General features: G+C 36.3%; 13 protein-coding genes and 1 tRNA gene. 4 read left to right on the forward strand and 10 right to left on the reverse strand.

The genetic code is table 11. From position 1 onward, the window contains the following. Positions 1 to 25 precede the first annotated feature (25 nt). From xylB to H3T46_RS02900, 3 genes are all read right to left on the reverse strand, one after another. Complete coding sequence (gene xylB / locus H3T46_RS02890; RefSeq protein WP_198197349.1) at positions 26 to 1,480, reverse strand: xylulokinase; 1,455 nt, start codon at positions 1,478 to 1,480, stop codon at positions 26 to 28. A gap of 42 nt (positions 1,481 to 1,522) precedes the next feature. Then, the gene (locus H3T46_RS02895; protein WP_122123772.1) at positions 1,523 to 3,490 is read right to left on the reverse strand and encodes a tetratricopeptide repeat protein; all 1,968 of its coding nucleotides are present in this window, start codon (positions 3,488 to 3,490) and stop codon (positions 1,523 to 1,525) included. A gap of 150 nt (positions 3,491 to 3,640) precedes the next feature. Next, a complete protein-coding gene (locus H3T46_RS02900) occupies positions 3,641 to 4,939 on the reverse strand; it encodes an SEL1-like repeat protein (protein WP_155566981.1) in 1,299 nt (432 codons plus the stop codon). A gap of 190 nt (positions 4,940 to 5,129) precedes the next feature. Here H3T46_RS02900 and H3T46_RS02905 point away from each other — a divergent pair, with 190 nt between their 5' ends. After that, a complete protein-coding gene (locus H3T46_RS02905; protein WP_155569389.1) occupies positions 5,130 to 5,573 on the forward strand; it encodes a GNAT family N-acetyltransferase in 444 nt (147 codons plus the stop codon). A 44-nt stretch (positions 5,574 to 5,617) separates the two neighbouring features. Here H3T46_RS02905 and H3T46_RS02910 read toward each other — a convergent pair. Beyond that, positions 5,618 to 5,708: transfer RNA gene (locus H3T46_RS02910), tRNA-Ser, on the reverse strand. Between the two features lie 187 nt (positions 5,709 to 5,895). After that, a complete protein-coding gene (locus tag H3T46_RS02915; protein WP_198197350.1) occupies positions 5,896 to 6,870 on the reverse strand; it encodes a bile acid:sodium symporter family protein in 975 nt (324 codons plus the stop codon). 123 nt (positions 6,871 to 6,993) lie between these two features. Here H3T46_RS02915 and H3T46_RS02920 point away from each other — a divergent pair, with 123 nt between their 5' ends. Then, a complete protein-coding gene (locus tag H3T46_RS02920) occupies positions 6,994 to 7,968 on the forward strand; it encodes a hypothetical protein (protein ID WP_232350050.1) in 975 nt (324 codons plus the stop codon). Positions 7,969 to 7,987: 19 nt separating this feature from the next. On the opposite strand, the gene H3T46_RS02925 is transcribed toward H3T46_RS02920, so the two are convergent. The 5 genes from H3T46_RS02925 to H3T46_RS02945 form a co-directional block, all read right to left on the reverse strand. Further along, positions 7,988 to 8,443, reverse strand: coding sequence for a DUF805 domain-containing protein (locus H3T46_RS02925; RefSeq protein WP_155569426.1), 456 nt, complete (start codon positions 8,441 to 8,443; stop codon positions 7,988 to 7,990). Between the two features lie 15 nt (positions 8,444 to 8,458). Then, positions 8,459 to 8,935, reverse strand: coding sequence for a hypothetical protein (locus H3T46_RS02930; protein ID WP_155565651.1), 477 nt, complete (start codon positions 8,933 to 8,935; stop codon positions 8,459 to 8,461). Between the two features lie 107 nt (positions 8,936 to 9,042). Then, positions 9,043 to 9,930 carry a LysR family transcriptional regulator gene (locus tag H3T46_RS02935; protein WP_155565652.1) on the reverse strand — a complete coding sequence of 296 codons (888 nt, stop codon included), beginning with the start codon at positions 9,928 to 9,930 and terminating at the stop codon, positions 9,043 to 9,045. 189 nt (positions 9,931 to 10,119) lie between these two features. Continuing rightward, positions 10,120 to 13,590, reverse strand: a complete 3,471-nt coding sequence (gene mfd, locus H3T46_RS02940; protein WP_198197352.1) for a transcription-repair coupling factor — start codon at positions 13,588 to 13,590, stop codon at positions 10,120 to 10,122. An 11-nt stretch (positions 13,591 to 13,601) separates the two neighbouring features. Further along, positions 13,602 to 13,898 (reverse strand): succinate dehydrogenase assembly factor 2, encoded by a 297-nt coding sequence (locus H3T46_RS02945; protein WP_198197353.1) that lies wholly within the window; start codon positions 13,896 to 13,898, stop codon positions 13,602 to 13,604. A gap of 63 nt (positions 13,899 to 13,961) precedes the next feature. On the opposite strand from H3T46_RS02945, the gene recG reads away from it, so the two are divergent. Both recG and H3T46_RS02955 read left to right on the forward strand, forming a co-directional pair. Beyond that, positions 13,962 to 16,076: an ATP-dependent DNA helicase RecG gene (gene recG, locus H3T46_RS02950; RefSeq protein WP_198197354.1), complete on the forward strand. Its 2,115-nt coding sequence runs from the start codon at positions 13,962 to 13,964 to the stop codon at positions 16,074 to 16,076. 383 nt (positions 16,077 to 16,459) lie between these two features. Then, positions 16,460 to 17,461, forward strand: a complete 1,002-nt coding sequence (locus H3T46_RS02955) for a DUF563 domain-containing protein (protein ID WP_196424148.1) — start codon at positions 16,460 to 16,462, stop codon at positions 17,459 to 17,461. The last annotated feature ends 149 nt before the right edge of the window (positions 17,462 to 17,610 follow it).

Raw genomic sequence — 17,610 nt, forward strand, 5'->3', positions numbered from 1 at the left:
TGTAGATATCAGGCAGTTAAAAGATTTAATACAAACCTTTAACTGCCTGATATAATTTTTTGAATTTTTGATATTTTTCTTGATATTGCGCACTGACAGATTGATTGGGAACATAGGTTGCCTGTATGGAAGATTCTGGCAATAAATCTCCAAATGCTACATTTGGATGACAACTCAACATTGCCAATCTTGCGGCACCCAATGCTGGCCCCACATCTCCACCTTCACGATATTGCAACGTTTCTCCTGTAATATCAGCCAGCAATTGACGCCAAAAAGAGCTTCTTGCCCCTCCGCCAATCAAACTGATATGGTCTGGCCTTAAACCCGTGGCATGTAAAACTTCCATACCCTCCGCCAATCCAAAACTTACCCCCTCTATTACTGCCTTGGCTATATCCTTCCGATCATGTTGATGAGTTAAGCCAAACAACATTCCATTTGCCTTGGGATTATTATGAGGCGTTCGCTCACCCGAAAGATAAGGAAGAAAAATAACGGATGATGGAATTGAAGAGGCCTGTCCTGCCATTTCCAACAATTTAGGCACTGTCTGAATTCCCATAATCCGAGCAGCCCAATCCAAACAGGAAGAAGCACTCAGCATAACAGACATTAGATGCCAGGTGTTCGGCAATGCATGACAGAAACTGTGAACAGCCTGTTTACAATTATTCAAAAACCCATCACTCGCGACAAAATATACCCCGGATGTTCCCAAAGAAAGCATAGCCTGACCTTTTCGCCAGATACCAACCCCAATTGCTCCAACGGCATTATCACCACCACCGGCAATAACCGAAGCTTTTGAAGTCATTCCCCATCGTTGCGCTAATTCAGGTTTAACCGTTCCGGTTGCCTGATTGCCTTCAAACAATTGAGGCATATTTTTTCGCGTCAACCCACATGCCTTTAATAAATCATCATTCCATTGACGATTTTTGACATCAAGCCACATAGTTCCAGATGCATCAGACATATCAGATGCATAAATTCCCGTTATCAACCAGCGAAGATAATCCTTGGGTAATAGGACTTTATCAATTTGTTGATATACTTCCGGCTCATGTTTGCGAACCCAAGCTATCTTGGGTGCGGTAAAACCAGGCATCAGTATATTGCCTGTTATCTCTCTTGAATTTTGTATATTCTCCTCAATTTCATTACACTCCCGATAACTACGCCCATCATTCCATAAAATAGCAGGTCGCAATATTTTACCATTTTTATCCAGCAAAACTGCCCCATGCATTTGACCCGTCAACCCTATCGCTTTTACATCTTTCAAGGAATATTGACTCGATAGTGACAAAAAAACCTTGTCTGTCGCCTCCCACCAATCAATTGGATTTTGTTCTGACCAAAGGGGATGGGGACGATAAACTTTCAGTTTTTCAGTATGGCTGGCGACAATCTGATGGTTATCATTCAATAAAATACCTTTAATACCTGATGTTCCAAGGTCAATCCCGATATACATAACCATCCTTTATAATGAAATATAATACAAAAATAATATCACTTATTTGACTGTTCCAAGCGTGACGCAGGAATTTGAAAATCCTTTATTGCAACTTTCATTCAAAAGTTTTTTAGCCTTTCCCTTATTCTTTGGAAAATCCTTACCAGACAGAAAAGCCATTCCAAGATTATACATGGCCTGGGCATTCCCTTCCTTAACAGAATTTTGCAAATAATATTCTGCCTTGCCAATATCCTTCTTAACATCCTGTCCAGTCAGATATATCTGTCCCAAAAGACGGGCCGCTTCGGAATTTCCATTACTAGCCAAGATATCAAATAGTTTAATTGCCTCAGATACGTCTTTTTTTGTACCAACCCCCTTATAATACATCTTGGCAAGAATGAATTGGGAATCCAGATCTCCTGCCGCAGTGCCTTGCATATAATATTGGAAAGCCTGACTGTCATCTTTTTGAACCCCCAATCCATTTTCATAAAGTTGACCCAGATTATAATAAGCCTTTACTTTTCCCTGTTCAGCCGCCTCCTTAAACCAATAAATGGCCTTGGAGTAGTTCTTGTCAATCTGATCATTATTTTTATATAATTCTGCCAAAACAAACTGGGTTTGTGCATCTCCCTGATTTGCACCCTTTTGATAGTATTGAATGGCCTTATTGATATCCCTTTTCACCCCTTGACCTGTTTCATACATCAAACCTAGAGTATAGATCGCATGAATATTATTTTGCGCTTCAGCCTTTTCAAACCAGAATTTGGCTTGATCATAATTTTTTTCTATGAAAAATCCCTGTTCATATAATTTACCCAGATAGAATTGCGCCTGAGCGTTCCCCTGTATTGCAGATTTTTTATACCAATCAACAGCTGCTGACGGGTCTTTCGGAATTCCGCTGCCTTTTTCATACATAGTGGCCAATTGAAATTGTGCCTTACTATCTCCTGCCTGTGCCGCTTTTTTAAAAAGGTCAAAGGCTTTCTGAAAATCCTTGTTAACCCCTCTTCCTTCCAGATATAATTCCCCCAAAGCATAAATTGCGTCATTATTTCCGGAATTGACCGCCATGTTGAACCAGTTCAGTGCCTTGGAATAATCCTGGGAAACAATTTTTCCCTCTTCATACAAAATCGCCAATTTATATTGTGCTTCCGAATATCCTTTTTCAGCAGCCTGCTGCAATAAAGATAATGCCAATTGCGAATTTGGATTAACCCCTTTACCCACCATATACATCATTGCGAGATTGTATTGAGCTGTCACATTCTTTTTCGAGGCTTTTTCATACCAATAAAGAGCCTTGGAATATTCTTTATCAACCCCAGTCCCGTTTTCATACATATTGCCAAGTTTATATTGGGCGTCAGCATAACCTTTATAGGCGGCCTGTTCAAAACATCGTTGAGCCAATTTCGGACTTTTTGTAATATATTTCCCTTCCAGATAAAGATTTCCAAGAAAATACAAGGCATGAATATTTCCCTGATCAGCAGATTTTTTGATCAGTTCTATACCTTTAGTTACATTTCTATCATTTCCCTCAAGATAAATGATACCCAATTGATACTGCGCATTTGTCTCCCCCTTGTCTGCAGCGGTTTGATACCAGCGAATTGCACGTGAAAGATCTTTTTTTACCCCCTTGCCATTCTTGTACATATTGCCAAGTACATATTGGGCCTTTACATATCCGTGACGGGCTGCCTTGCGATATAACTGAATAGCTTTTTGATAATTCTGCTCGGTGTTTTCGCCATATTCATACATCACACCCAGCATATATTGAGCCTCGACATTTCCCGCCTCAGCTGATTGCTCAAAATATTCACGTGCTTTTTTATAGTTCTGAGACGTACCCTCACCCTGCATATAAAGATTTGCACGATTAAATTGTGCCTCAATAAATCCCTGACGAATCGTTTTATAGAAACAGATGCACAAAAACACAAAAATTATGCAAATTACTGCTGCACTTTTACCGATAAAGGCAATCTTAGATCTGGACATAAACCCAACAATAACAAAAAAAAATGAATTAAGGCTGAATTATAAAGAATTTAATCGATAAAATAAACTTAACAAATCAATTTATTAAAGGCTCGGATTCCGCTTTATCTCATCTTGAAACCTGATAATGAAATATACCAGTTACAGATATCATGTTTCGCTTAATCGAATTAGCTCCATCCCTTTTTGATGATCGTGAGGTATTCCTCTTCCCTCTAGATACATTTTTCCAAGGATTAACTGTGATTTTTTATGATTTTGATCGGCAGCTTTTTGAAACCATGCCGCAGCCTTATGATTATCCTGGATAACACCATCTCCCTTATAATACATGACCCCCAAATTAAATTGAGCCAAAACATAACCTTGTTCCGCAGCTTTTTTAAAATAATCATAGGCCTTTTGAAGATTTATTCTTGATGTCTTTCCAGTTAAATAAAGATATCCCAAATTATATTGAGCATTCATATCATTTTGATCGGCTGCCTGTTCATACCAATACACGGCTTTGTCAATATTCTGAAGGACACCCTTACCCTCCTCATACATTTGTCCAAGCATGAATTGCGCCTTGACGTAACCCTGCATCGCGGCCTTGTTATAAAAGCTGAAAGCCCTCTTATAATCTAATTCGACCGTATTTCCAGTAAAGTACAGATTGGCTACAAAATATTGTGCCTCAACGTCATCCTGATAGGCGGCTTTCTCAAAATATCCTCTGGCTTTATTAGTATTTTTTTCTCCACCTTCACCATTCCAATACATCAAAGCTAGATTATATTCCGCTTTACGATCTCCCTGATTAGCAGACAGTTCAAAATATTCACGTGCTTTTTCAAGATCCCTCGAAACACCTTGACCATTCATATAGATGAACGCCAGATTAGTTTTTGCCTCCATATTACCTTTTTGGGCGGCCTGTTCGAAATAAACTCTTGCTTTACTATAATCCTTATCAACACCCTTACCATCAAGATAGATTAAACCTAGATTGAATAAAGCCTCACCCTCACCCTGACGAGCGGCCATTAAAAAATATTCATTGGCCTTTTGATAATTTTGCTCGACAATTTGGGCATCCATATAAATCTGCCCCAGTATCATCATTGCCTTTGTATTACCTTTTTGGGCCGCATTTTCAAACAATTCAAAAGCTTTTTCAACGTCAGCTTTAACACCTAAGCCCTCGTAATAAATTATAGCCTTATACAAAATACCTTGCGCATATCCCGATGCAGCAGCTTTTTCAAAATATTCCAAGGCTTGTTTGTAATTTTGTGAAACACCATCCCCGTTAAAATACATTAAACCTATATCAACAGGATTGTTTCGTATTGCAGGTGAAGTTTCAGTTTGTATCCGATGATTTTTTTTATTATTGGATTTATTGATTATATAAAATAATGCAATGAAACCTGTACATAAAAGAATAATTATAAAAAAAATCATATGAACCCTATCGATTCAAATTGAATGTTTAGATCCAAAATAATTCTGAAAACGAAGATAATCAATAGTAAAATTAGTTATTTATAATTCGAAAATACTTGTTCACACTAAATTAATACTTGCCTCTTATTCAGTAACAACTTTATTTTCCTATGAATCATCCAATTTGAATTTTTAAGAAAATTTGATCATGAAAAATATTAAACCCATTTCTCTTGAAGATTGTCTTCCTCTCAGACAGAAAGTCTTATGGCCTTCATTAACAGTGGAGGAATGTATTGACCCAGAAGATCAATATTCAAAACATGTTGGATATATTCTTGATAACCAGGTTGTCAGCTGTTTTTCCATTTATCCAAAATTGCAAAACAATTATCAAATACGTAAATTTGCAACTTCCCCCTCTTTTCAAAGAAAAGGTATTGGGACAAAACTTTTCACAACTGTTCTTAATGATCTGAAACAAAAGAAAATTGAATTTGTGACGCTGAATGCAAGAATAACCGCGGTTGAATTTTATAAAAAATTTGATTTTTATTTGTCTGGAGAAAAATTCATTAAAAAAAATATACCATTTATTCCAATGCAAATCGCATTGAAAGATTTTAATTTTAAATATAATTCAATTGAATAATTATTCTAAAGATATGCAACTATACAGGATAAAAATTTATTGAATGGCGGAGAAGGTGGGATTCGAACCCACGGTACGCTATTCACGCACGGCGGTTTTCAAGACCGCTGCCTTAAACCACTCGGCCACCTCTCCGACTTATGAAAACTTCATATATGATTTAACGTGGATTTGGCAAGCATTTTTTTTACTTTTATTAATAAAACTGATTTTAAAAATGAAATATCATTATAAGATTAATTTGTTTAGATTAATAATAAAATAAAACATTAAATCGCCAAAAATCTTTGATAGAGTGACAAACATATCAGGTATTTCTTGATTATGTCTTATAAACCTTTTTTTTATCGGATATTTTATTACAATATTGGGCAATGATCGCAATTACAAATAGCTGAATTTGATGAAAAATCATTAAAGGCAATATTATCATTCCCACCATTGAGGGAGGCAATAACACGTTTGCAATTGGAACCCCGGAAGCTAGAGATTTTTTTGATCCACAAAATACAATGCTGATTTGGTCCTGCCAACAAAATTTAAAAAGTTTCGATAGCAAAAAAGAAATTATTAAAATTGAATCTAGTAAAACCATGTCAATTAAAATCAGCTTCATAAGCTGATACAAGGATAATTTGTACCATAAACCCATATTCACTGCCTGACTAAAAGCTGTATAAACAACAATCAGGATTGACCCACGATCAGAACAGGATAAAAGATGAGAATTTTTTAATGCCCATTCCCTTATCCACGGCTGCAGGATCTGTCCCATGATAAAGGGTAATAACAATTGGTAAACTATGTTAAGATTATCTCTTGAAAAAATAGCCTGATGATTATTTGAAAATATTGATCCAACCAAAAAAGGAGTTATGAAAATTCCCAGAATATTTGAGGCAGTAGCTGAACATATTGCAGCCGGCACATTTCCTTTTGCGATTGATGTAAATGCAATTGACGATTGTACTGTAGATGGTAAACAGCATAAAAAAAGAATGCCCATCCATAAGTCAGGCAATAACATTTTTGGGAATAAATAATGCAAGCCTAATCCCAGTATAGGAAAAATGACAAACGTACATGCAAAAATAAGTAAATGTAATCTCCAGTGAAAAATACCCTCAATCACTGCTTGACGAGATAACCTTGCACCTTGCAAAAAAAACATAAGAGCAATGGCTATTACAGCCAGATTGTTAAAAAAAAGAACACCCGAACCGTGACATGGAAAAAAGCTTGCTATTGCAACGGTCATTAATAGTAAAATTAAAAACGGGTCCAGATATTTCGGCATTGAAAATCCTTAATCTTTTAGTTTTGATCCAAATCATTATTCAACTATTATAATTTTCAATCTTTTGTAAATAACCCTTTAATATCTTTCTTAATATCGATATAGTTTAATTCTTTTTTGAAAATGAAAAATGTTTCTATGGTTATGAGTATATTTTTAAAGTCTTTGCCTTTTTTCGTGCTGATGCTTATTTATTCACTATTTAATAATGCAGTAGCTTTCGCTTCTGTAACTTGGCATTCATACTGTTCAAATATATCATCAGACACTGTTGATCATCATATCAATTCTTTACAAGTTACTAATTATACTGTCAAAATTCCGGATAATTCCAATGTTTTCCTGAATAGCAAACAGTTAATGGTAAACCAGAGCGGTAAAACCTTGTCCAAAGATCAGTTGCAAAGAGTTACCAATATCACATCGACCGGATTGTTGACCGTATTTCTGAAATATCAAATCAATTCCTGTAACAAAAATTACTATACTGATTCTATTACACCTATATTAAAACAACTTAAACAAAACGAACAACTTACCATTATATGGCGAAACATTTTAATAAAAAATTTAAACAATGCCTACAAAGCTGATGAAATACGGTTGCAAGTTCAAAATATCGCTGACAATGTAAATTTGAAACTGTTTTTTTCAGGTCTGAATGAAATAAATCCCTCTCAAAAATCAAACATTTTCCTTCCAAGAGAAGGCATTTTGAATCTGAATACCCCTTCAAAATATTATCCCCTAATTTTAGCCGCCGCGAGTGGCAATAATGAGGATAAATTTTATGACCTGTCATTACCATTAAAAATCAATAACTTAATGATGCAGAACGATTTAACCCATATTACTGCGTATGGAAACGCTTTACTTGACCGAGAGCTCAACTTTCAATCGGCAAAAGGTAAAATCACTGTAAGCAATATGGAAAAATTGATTGCAAATAGTGGTTCTACCCGTATAAATAATCTAAAGACAGCATTGATTTTGGCTAAATTTGCTGGACGTTCTGTCGGAAACAATAATCTTGAATGGGATATAAACTGGCAGGGAAATCTGTTCAAGGTTAATAATGTTCCCATTCCCGTATGGTAATTTAAACAAAGAATATGAATTAAACAGTAACCTGATTAATGGGCTTGATACCATACCGATTATTTTCTGAACCGGGAAAACTTGCCATAACAAGAAAAATAATCTGAATTAAAAAATTGAGGTATAGATAGGGTAAGGGAATAATCATCAACAAAACCCACCAACCTGACAAATTAAGATCATGCAGGCGACGTATGAACAGTACAAATGATGGAAAGATCGTTAATAAAAAATATATTAAAAAAAATAGATGGATATCATAATAATAATAATGAAAAGTCACTCTGTAAATCAAATGAAAATATTCATCTATACAAAATAAAAAATATAGAATCAGACTATTTAGAATTGCAAAACACCAAAAACCTGATCTGCTTGTCCTGCCACTGAAATAAAAATAATGAAGTATAGCATCCCACCAATTCGATATAAAAATTGAAATCACCCGACCCAATCGAATATTATGCATTTTCATTATTTTATTTATTTCTCAAAAAAAAGCGAAACCATGGCTTCCCATGACTGCACCAATGATTGCAATGAAACTGATGGTTAATAAAAACCAGTGTAATCTCTGAACCTTAACATATACCTTATCGGGTTGTTGCTGGCCACTATTCCCTAATTTTTTATTGAGTATAAAGGGTTCAATTACAAATAACATGGTTGTAAAGATTAACCACACCAAAAACATGGCATGCATCCACCAAAATTCTATATGCTCAAACCGATTCCATATTTGCATTCGCCATACCATGTAAAACCCGGATAATCCGGCTATCAAAGTTGTAAAACGAGCCTGTGTAGCAAAACGGCTTTCAATACGATGAAATATAGACAATCGTTCGCTGGATGAAAAATTTTTACGAATGGTTGGTAGAAGAACCGTTGTCACCATACATACTCCACCTATCCAAATTACAATTGCCAATACATGTAAAGCCCGCGCCAAAATTAAATCTGACATCTTGTTTCTCTTGAATTAATTAATATGTATATTTTTTACATCAATTTAATTTGAAAAAAATAAAAGTGCAATTATAATTTGCAAGGTAATAATATAAATAGTGAAATTTAATGTTCAAAACTTTGCAATAGCAAAGAAAATGCCTGTGTAAAATTGTTTCGATTGGGATATCTCAGATAATATCCTGAAAAAGAGGGACAGTATTCAGATAAAACATGTACAAGATGTTTTTGCTGAATGGCGTGATAAACCTCTTTCAAGGGAATATAGGCAAAACCAAAACCATCCAGTGTGGCCTGTATGACCTGGGTTAGGGTATTACAAGAAAATTGACCTTCCATATGAATTACTTGTGTATTACCCTTTACAACAAATTCCCAATCATACTGATTTTGCATAAAAGAAAGAAAGTAGTTTATAGATTGATGTTTGAGCAAATCATGCGGCGTTTTTGGAATTTTTTTATCTTGTAAATATAATGGTGACGCGACAACCGCTATTTGGACAGGTGCGCTAATTTTTATTGATAAGAAATCTTTGTCTACAACTTCGCCAAGGCTTATTTTTGCATCATATTTTCCATGAATTTCTTTTTGAAGATTGGAGGAAACCTCTACATTAAATTTTATATCAGGATAATGTCGCAAAAAATTTCGCAAATGAGGCCATACAACAAAGTTTGCAGCATGTTCATCTGTTAAAAGATTGATATTTCCAAAAGGCCTTTTTTTCAAATCAATAATCTTGCCAAGCTCTTCAACAATTTCCTCTAATCTCGGCGCAATATTTTTCAATAAAATCTCACCAAGCTTGGTTGGCTCTACACTTCGTGTAGTACGGGATAATAATTGCACATCCAGATTTTTTTCAAGATTTCGCATGGTATGACTTAATGCGGATTGGGATACACCTAATTTTGATGCTGCCTTTGTAAAACTTCTTTCTTTAGCAATTGTTAAAAAAACCAAAAGATCATTGACATTTTTTTGCAACATAATCTAATTTCTCTACTTAACTTTATTTATTTCTTAAAAAAACATTTAAATTACGTAACATTATCATTGGATTAAAAAATATTCAATGATTTTAATAAATTATGTCTTATTAATAAATAAATTCATGAATGCTTCAAAATGTCATTTCTAGCTAAATTCAGTCTGCCTAATTTAGGAAATGACGTTTTATTATCGGTAAATTTCAACAAGCTTGCTTAATAAGAATTGACAACGCTGAATCCGTTTTGCAAACGGGGTTTCTCGCAAATATATCAATTTACCATCAGGACGCAATCTCACAGACTGATCTTTAATACCGGCTATCCATTGTACTAATCTTTCAGGATTTTTGAATTGATTGTTAAAAAACTGAACAACAACCCCTTTCGGTCCAGCCTCAATGCGATTAACACCAACTTTTTTACAAAGTTTTTTCAGTTTCATTACATGAAGCAGATTGCTTACTTCTTCAGGCAAGGTCCCAAAACGATCTATCAATTCAACTTGCATGGCTTCAATATCATCATGATTTTCCAGATTGCCTATTCGTCGATATAAACCCAATCTTACTGATAGATCCGTCACATAGGTTTCCGGGATCAGAACAGGTAATCCCAAAGTGATATTGGGTGTCCAATCCTGATTTTCCAATAACTGATTATTTTTTTCTGCACGGAGGCTTGCCACTGTTTCTTCAAGCATCTTCTGGTATAGCTCAACGCCAACTTCCCGAATATGACCAGACTGTTCTTCTCCCAGCAGATTACCCGCCCCTCTCAAATCCAGATCGTGAGATGCCAAAGTGAATCCTGCCCCAAGATTATCCAGTGACTGCATTATTTCCAGTCGCTTTTCAGAATTCTTGGAAAGAAAATGATGCTGTGGCCATGTCAAATACGCATATCCACGCTGTTTTCCCCGTCCCACACGACCTCTCAATTGATATAACTGACCTAATCCAAAATGATCAGCCTTATAGATTATCAGTGTATTGACAGTTGGCATGTCCAGTCCACTTTCAACAATATTGGTCGAAAGCAATACATCATATTTACCTTCATTGAATTCAGTCATCACCCGTTCAAGTTCTGTAGGGGATAACCGCCCATGAGCTTGTACCAACCGTAAATCGGGAACTATATCCAAAAGTTGATCTTGCAGGTTTTGCAGATCCTGAACACGCGGTGCAACACAGAATATTTGCCCCCCTCTGAATCGCTCCCTTTGAATAGCCTCTCGAATAACGATACGATCAAAGGGCATAATAAAAGTTCTAACAGCCAAACGATCAATTGGAGGCGTTGCGATTAGACTTATCTCTCGCATTCCAGTCAATGATAATTGCAACGTCCTTGGTAATGGGGTGGCAGATAATGTCAATACATGAATATCTTCACGCAAGGTTTTCAATTTCTCTTTGTGCGCAACACCAAAATGCTGTTCTTCATCTATAATAAGCATACCCAAATTTGCAAACTTGATCGTCTTGGCTAGTAAAGCATGTGTACCAATCACTATATTGACATTGCCATCTGCCAATTCCTTTTTGATCTGTGCCGCATTTTTTGATGTCACCATTCTGGAAAGTTGGGCAATTTTTACCGGAAATCCCTCAAAACGTTTCACAAAGGTTTGATAATGTTGACGTGCCAATAGGGTTGTCGGTACCACAACCGCCACCTGGCCTCCATTCATGGCCACAATAAAAGTGGCACGTAATGCCACTTCTGTCTTACCAAAACCAACATCACCACAAATCAAACGATCCATGGGACGTCCGGAAGCAAGATCCTGAATAATATCAGCAACAGCCCTTGCCTGATCATCCGTTTCAATAAAGGGAAACCGTGCACAGAACTCCTCCCACAATCCTTCAGGAGGGGTCTCGATCGTCGCTTCCTGCATCAAGCGGGCCGCAGCTGTTTTCAATAACTCACCAGCCATGTCCCGAATACGAGCCTTCATTGTGGCTTTACGTTTTTGCCATGCAGGACTTCCCAGTTTATCCAGAGCCACACCCGTTTGATCAGATCCATAACGGCTCAATAACTCAATATTTTCGATAGGTAAGAATAATTTTTCATCACCATGATAAACAAGTGCCAGACAATCGTGTGGCGCAGCACCGATTTCCAGATTAACCAGTCCTTGATAACGACCAATTCCATATTCCTGATGTACAATAAGATCTCCCTCGCTAATTTCAGAAGCTTCTGAAATGAACTGCTCGGCTTTTTTCCGTTTTCTATGTGGACGTGAAATTCTTTCCCCTAACAAGTCGGCTTCAGAAACAAGAATGAAATCATCGGCAACAAATCCGCGATCCAAACCAAAAGTCAATAATCCAACAGAAGCTTCCCCGAAATTTTTAACTTCTTGCCACCCTTCCAGTTTCTGAACGGCGATTTTGTGTTCTTTCAATAATGTAGCGATGCGCTCTCTTGATCCGTTTGTCCAGCCGGCAACCAATGTTTTCCGTCCAGATGAATACCATTCCCTGAATCTTGACTTGAACATATCAAAAACATTATCGGCTTCGACTGTCAGATTACTTTTAGCAAAAACTATACCTGGCCTTCCCCCTGCATCCATTCCACTGGATCCTTCAGGCATTGCAAAAGGATAAAAATACACCCCTTTATATCGCGTGACTATATGATTCCACTCAGATTGAGTAAGATATAGCAAATCAGGTGGTAAGGGACGATATACAACTTCGTCATTTCTTACTGGCTGTTTGCGGGCTTCATAATGATCAACAATCATTTCCAGTCTTGGTTGCAATGCCTCCTCGGCCTGATATGAAAAAGACAGTTTAACATCAGAAACATAATCAAAAAACGTTTCCATCTTATCATGAAAAAGAGGTAACCAATGTTCAAGTCCTTGAACCATTCGGCCTTCCGAAACGGCTTCATAAATTGGATCACTCATTGATCCCTGACCAAACAGTTCTCGCCATTTCGTACGAAACCTTGATATGCTTTCCTCATCCAGAGAATAAGCTGCGGTAGGTCTTAAAACAAGTTCCGTAACTTTCCGAGTTGAACGTTGCGTAATCGGATCAAAACAGCGAATTGAATCTATCTCATCTCCGAATAAATCCAAGCGGACAGGCTCTTCTTCCCCAGCCAGGAAAATATCAAATAAACTACCCCTCAAGGCAAATTCACCCGGTTCCATAACTGTATCCGTACGATTGTATCCCTGCGCAACAAGAAGTTCGACTAAAAATTCCTGATCCAGACTTTCACCCTGTTTAAGGGTCAGAGCACGTCCTGCAAAGACTGATCTGGGTGCTATTTTTTGTAACAGTGCGGGTATTGTCGTCAATATGATCCTTGGCCCGGTCAAGGGTTCAAGTAATTGCGTCAATGTTGCTACCTGTTCCGAGGTTATTGCCTTGTTCGGGGATACACGGTCATAAGGCAAACAATCCCAGGCAGGAAAATTCAAAACATTTAATTGAGGTGCGATATAATAGAGTAAATCAGCCAACCGGTTCATATCTATATCATTCCGTGCGACATGAACCAGAACATGGTTATCTTTTTGATAACATTCCTGAGCAATTTTACTTAATAAAAAGGCATCATATCCCTCGGGAGCTCCCCATATCGGCAAAAAATTTTTAAATTGCTTTTTTGAGGCTCCCCCCATGCGATTTCTCCTTAATGTTTATTCGGTTTATTTTGTTGAGCAAAATGATATAGCGAAAGAAAAACAGGACTCTCAATTTTTTTTGGGTAAGGCTCGAAACCTGTCAACCATAACATCAGATCTGTATCAGCCAATTCCATTATTTTTTCAAAATCCTCAATTTCAATAATTGTCATTGCTGGTACATTCATTATCGCAAACTGACCGATGATTAAGTCAGCCTCGAAGGTCCCTCTATGAGTTGCACGATAAATCAGTCTGCGTTTTCGTGCCTCAAGTGAACTTATATTTTCTTTTTGCTCTACCATTTAACATATCCTATACTGATATCTAAATTTAAACAATTCTACACTCTCATAACCAAAATAATCATGAGTCCCCCCTCTATTCCACCTTCCCTTTATCTTTCCATAAAACCTATATTGTCCCCCTTATCCAGTCTTAAAGGTATAGGTCCGAAATTGAGCAAGTTAATGACCCATGCAATTGGTGGTGAGCGAATTATTGATCTACTCTTTCATTTGCCCACTTCAATAATTGACCGACGATATCGCCCCAAATTGCAAAATGCAATCCCTGGAAAAATAGTTACACTTCAAATAGAAATTACCCATATTGAAAAACCCCGTCATCATAAACAACCCTGGCGTATATTTGTTAACGATGGCAGTGCCATAGCAGAAATGATATTTTTTTCATCGTGGCAAGCAAAAAAACTGACCCTTAATACAATATTTGTTGTTTCAGGTCTTTTAGAAAATAAAAATAACAAACTGATTATAACCAATCCACATTATATTGAACCTATATATAACCAACAGGCCATTCCATTAATTGAACCTGTATGGCCCTTAACAGCAGGCCTTTTCCCAAAAAATCTTTCAAAAGCTTTACGCCTGGCATTAAACCTATGTCCCGAATTGCCCGAATGGATCAATCCTTCCCTTTTACATAAACACCATTGGCCAAGTTTTAAAGAAGCGCTTCACTTACTACATCTTCCAGGAGATTTCCCCACTTTTTTTGAAAATCAAACCTATGAAGCTGTTGAAAGTCGGGCACGTTCCCGTTTGGCATTTGATGAGTTATTCGCGGAACAATTAGCCATTACAAAAATAAAACATACAAATCAGTTAACCACAGGAAAATCCCTGATTGGTGATAATCATCTTATTTGCCACGCTTTACAAAAATTCGGATATTCACTGACATTTTCCCAAAGACAGGCATTCAGGGAAATTCAGACAGATATGGAACGCCCTTATCGCATGCTAAGATTATTACAGGGAGATGTCGGTTCCGGTAAAACCATTATTGCTATAATGGCCGCCTTACAGGCTGTTGAAGCGGGATTCCAAAGTGTTATTATGGCACCCACTGAAATTCTTGCCAGACAACATTATGAAACCTTTATAAAACTTGCTCCTGTTGAAATTTCATTTTTAAGCAGTTCCATAAAAGGAATAGCTCGCAAGGAAACCCTCGATAAAATTAAAACCGGAAAAACAAAAATTGCTATAGGTACACATGCCTTGTTTCAGGAACAAGTTGTTTTTCATAACCTGGCGCTTGTCATTATTGACGAACAACATCGTTTCGGTGTTGAACAACGCATTAGACTGGGAGAAAAGGGGGAAAATACAGATACACTTGTAATGACAGCAACCCCTATTCCAAGAACCCTTTTACTGACAAGATGGGGAGAATTGCAGGTCAGTCGTCTTACAGAAAAACCTGCAAATCGTAAACCTATCCATACCACGCTGCATGCATTAAGCAAAATTGATAAAATCTTGGAGGGTATCAAAAGAGCCATTCAAAAAGGTTGTCAAATATTCTGGGTCTGTCCTCTAGTTGAAGAAAGCGAGGTTATGGATCTGGCTGCAGTCAAAGATCGTTACATGAGCCTACAGCATTATTTTGGTATCGAGAATGTAGGCCTAGCGCATGGCCAACAAGATACCGGCGAAAGACAAGCTGAACTTGATAAATTTGCACAGAATAAAACCAAAATACTAGTTGCCACCACAGTCATCGAGGTTGGCGTCAATATTCCCAATGCTAATATCATGGTTATTGAACATGCAGAACGTTTTGGTCTTGCACAATTGCATCAATTACGTGGGCGTGTTGGAAGAGGAGAAAAACAGTCATACTGTCTTCTTTTACATGATGATAAAATTAGTTATATAGCGAAAAAAAGATTATCCCTCATACGCGACACAGAGAATGGCTTCCTGATAGCTGATGAGGATTTCAGGATACGGGGCGGCGGAGAGGTAACAGGTCGTAGACAATCCGGTTTACCCAATTTTAAAATGGTCAATGAAATCATGTTGGATCATTGGATTAATACAGCCTGGAAAGCTGCTGAATACTGGTATAACAAAGAAACTCAAGCCTCTATTGATGAAAAAACGTCAATACAAGTTTTACTCATGTTATTTGAAAAAAATAATATTCAAAACCTTATCAAAGCAGGATGATTTCCAGAATAGCATCACAGTAATACAACAAAACAATTTTCAATAAATTATAATTTGTAATTCAAAAAATCTGAAGAAACGTCATTTTAAGATAATTAAATTAACATAAATTTATTCTTCAATTATTGAAATAATTTCATATTTAATTTGCTACAAATCAATAATGTTATAACATATTGACAAATATTTCCTTTCTCTTTTTTATATTTTCATTTATTTCAAAAAAATTAAAGTTTCATATAATGATTTCAAATAATTTAATTTTAAAACAAGATTTCCGTTCATTTGAAAAAATATCAAAGCAAAAAAAAATTTGTATTTCATCTCCTGCCATTTTATCTCTTCCCAAAAATTTTAATACTATAACAGGTAAAAGGGATTTCATGCGAGGGTTGTCTTATTATAACGTAAGATCAAATCCTAAAAAAAATGATCAAATAACTTTACCTCTTACGTATTTGACTCTATTTACCCTTAAAAACGCATATTTTATCGTTTTCCCGGGACTGGACGGAGTAATCGTAACATCCGAAGGATATATCGTTGATGAACCTTCTTGTTTTTTAATAAAACAACAATTGCCACCCAGTGAAAATCATTCTGGCTTTTTATTTCCAGACATTGAACAAAAGTCCAGTTTAGATAATGTTTTTGTGGGTTTTGACGCTGCTTGCTTTAATTATTATCATTGGTTATTGTATGGAATCTCCAAAACACAATTAGCCAATTCCATATTGCCACCTGATACAATTCTTGCCTTACCATCTGAACATAGCCTATTCAACAATCGGCAATGTGCTTTCTCCCCAACAACTTATGTTCAAAGCCTTGAATATAGTGGATTGATTAATCGTGCCACTTTTATGAATTATGGTATTTACCCTGTAAAAAATCTACATTTCTTCTGGCATAAACCCCTGATGCCGGAATTATATCTAACATTTGATGAAATTTATACCTTATTCGATACAATCCAGCCCCCTGTCAATACTTCATTACCCAAACGTTTTTACATTTCAAGGGAACATCATCCAAATCCTCGAATTAGTTTTGATGAACAACGTATTATTGATAAAGTTTTGAATGAGAAATCAATTGAAAAAGTGTTTCTTGAAAACATGGATTTTGCTGCACAAGTCAATCTTTTTCGTCAGGCTGATCTGATTATCGCCCCTCATGGTGCAGCTTTAGCAAATATGGTCTTTGCAAAAAAAGATACAGCTCTATTGGAGTTAAATAGAAAACTGGATAACCAAAATCATCTGCGTAATTGTTTCTATCTTCTTACCGCAGTTAAAAAGCAACGTTATGGTTGCATAAATTTAAGTGATCAACCTTTAACAGAAAATGATTTATCCAGTGCGATAAATCAATTGATAAATTAGAATTCCTTCATCTGATCATTAAATGCAATATTAACAAACAAAAATCAAGATAAGGTAAATTAAAAAATATTATAATATTTTAACAGTTCACCCTTTAGGAAAAATCTTTTCCGCAGTTTAATAAATCCCCCCAATGATTAATAAACCCA

It is taken from the genome of Commensalibacter sp. M0133 (genome assembly GCF_016101485.1).
GTDB lineage: Bacteria > Pseudomonadota > Alphaproteobacteria > Acetobacterales > Acetobacteraceae > Commensalibacter > Commensalibacter melissae.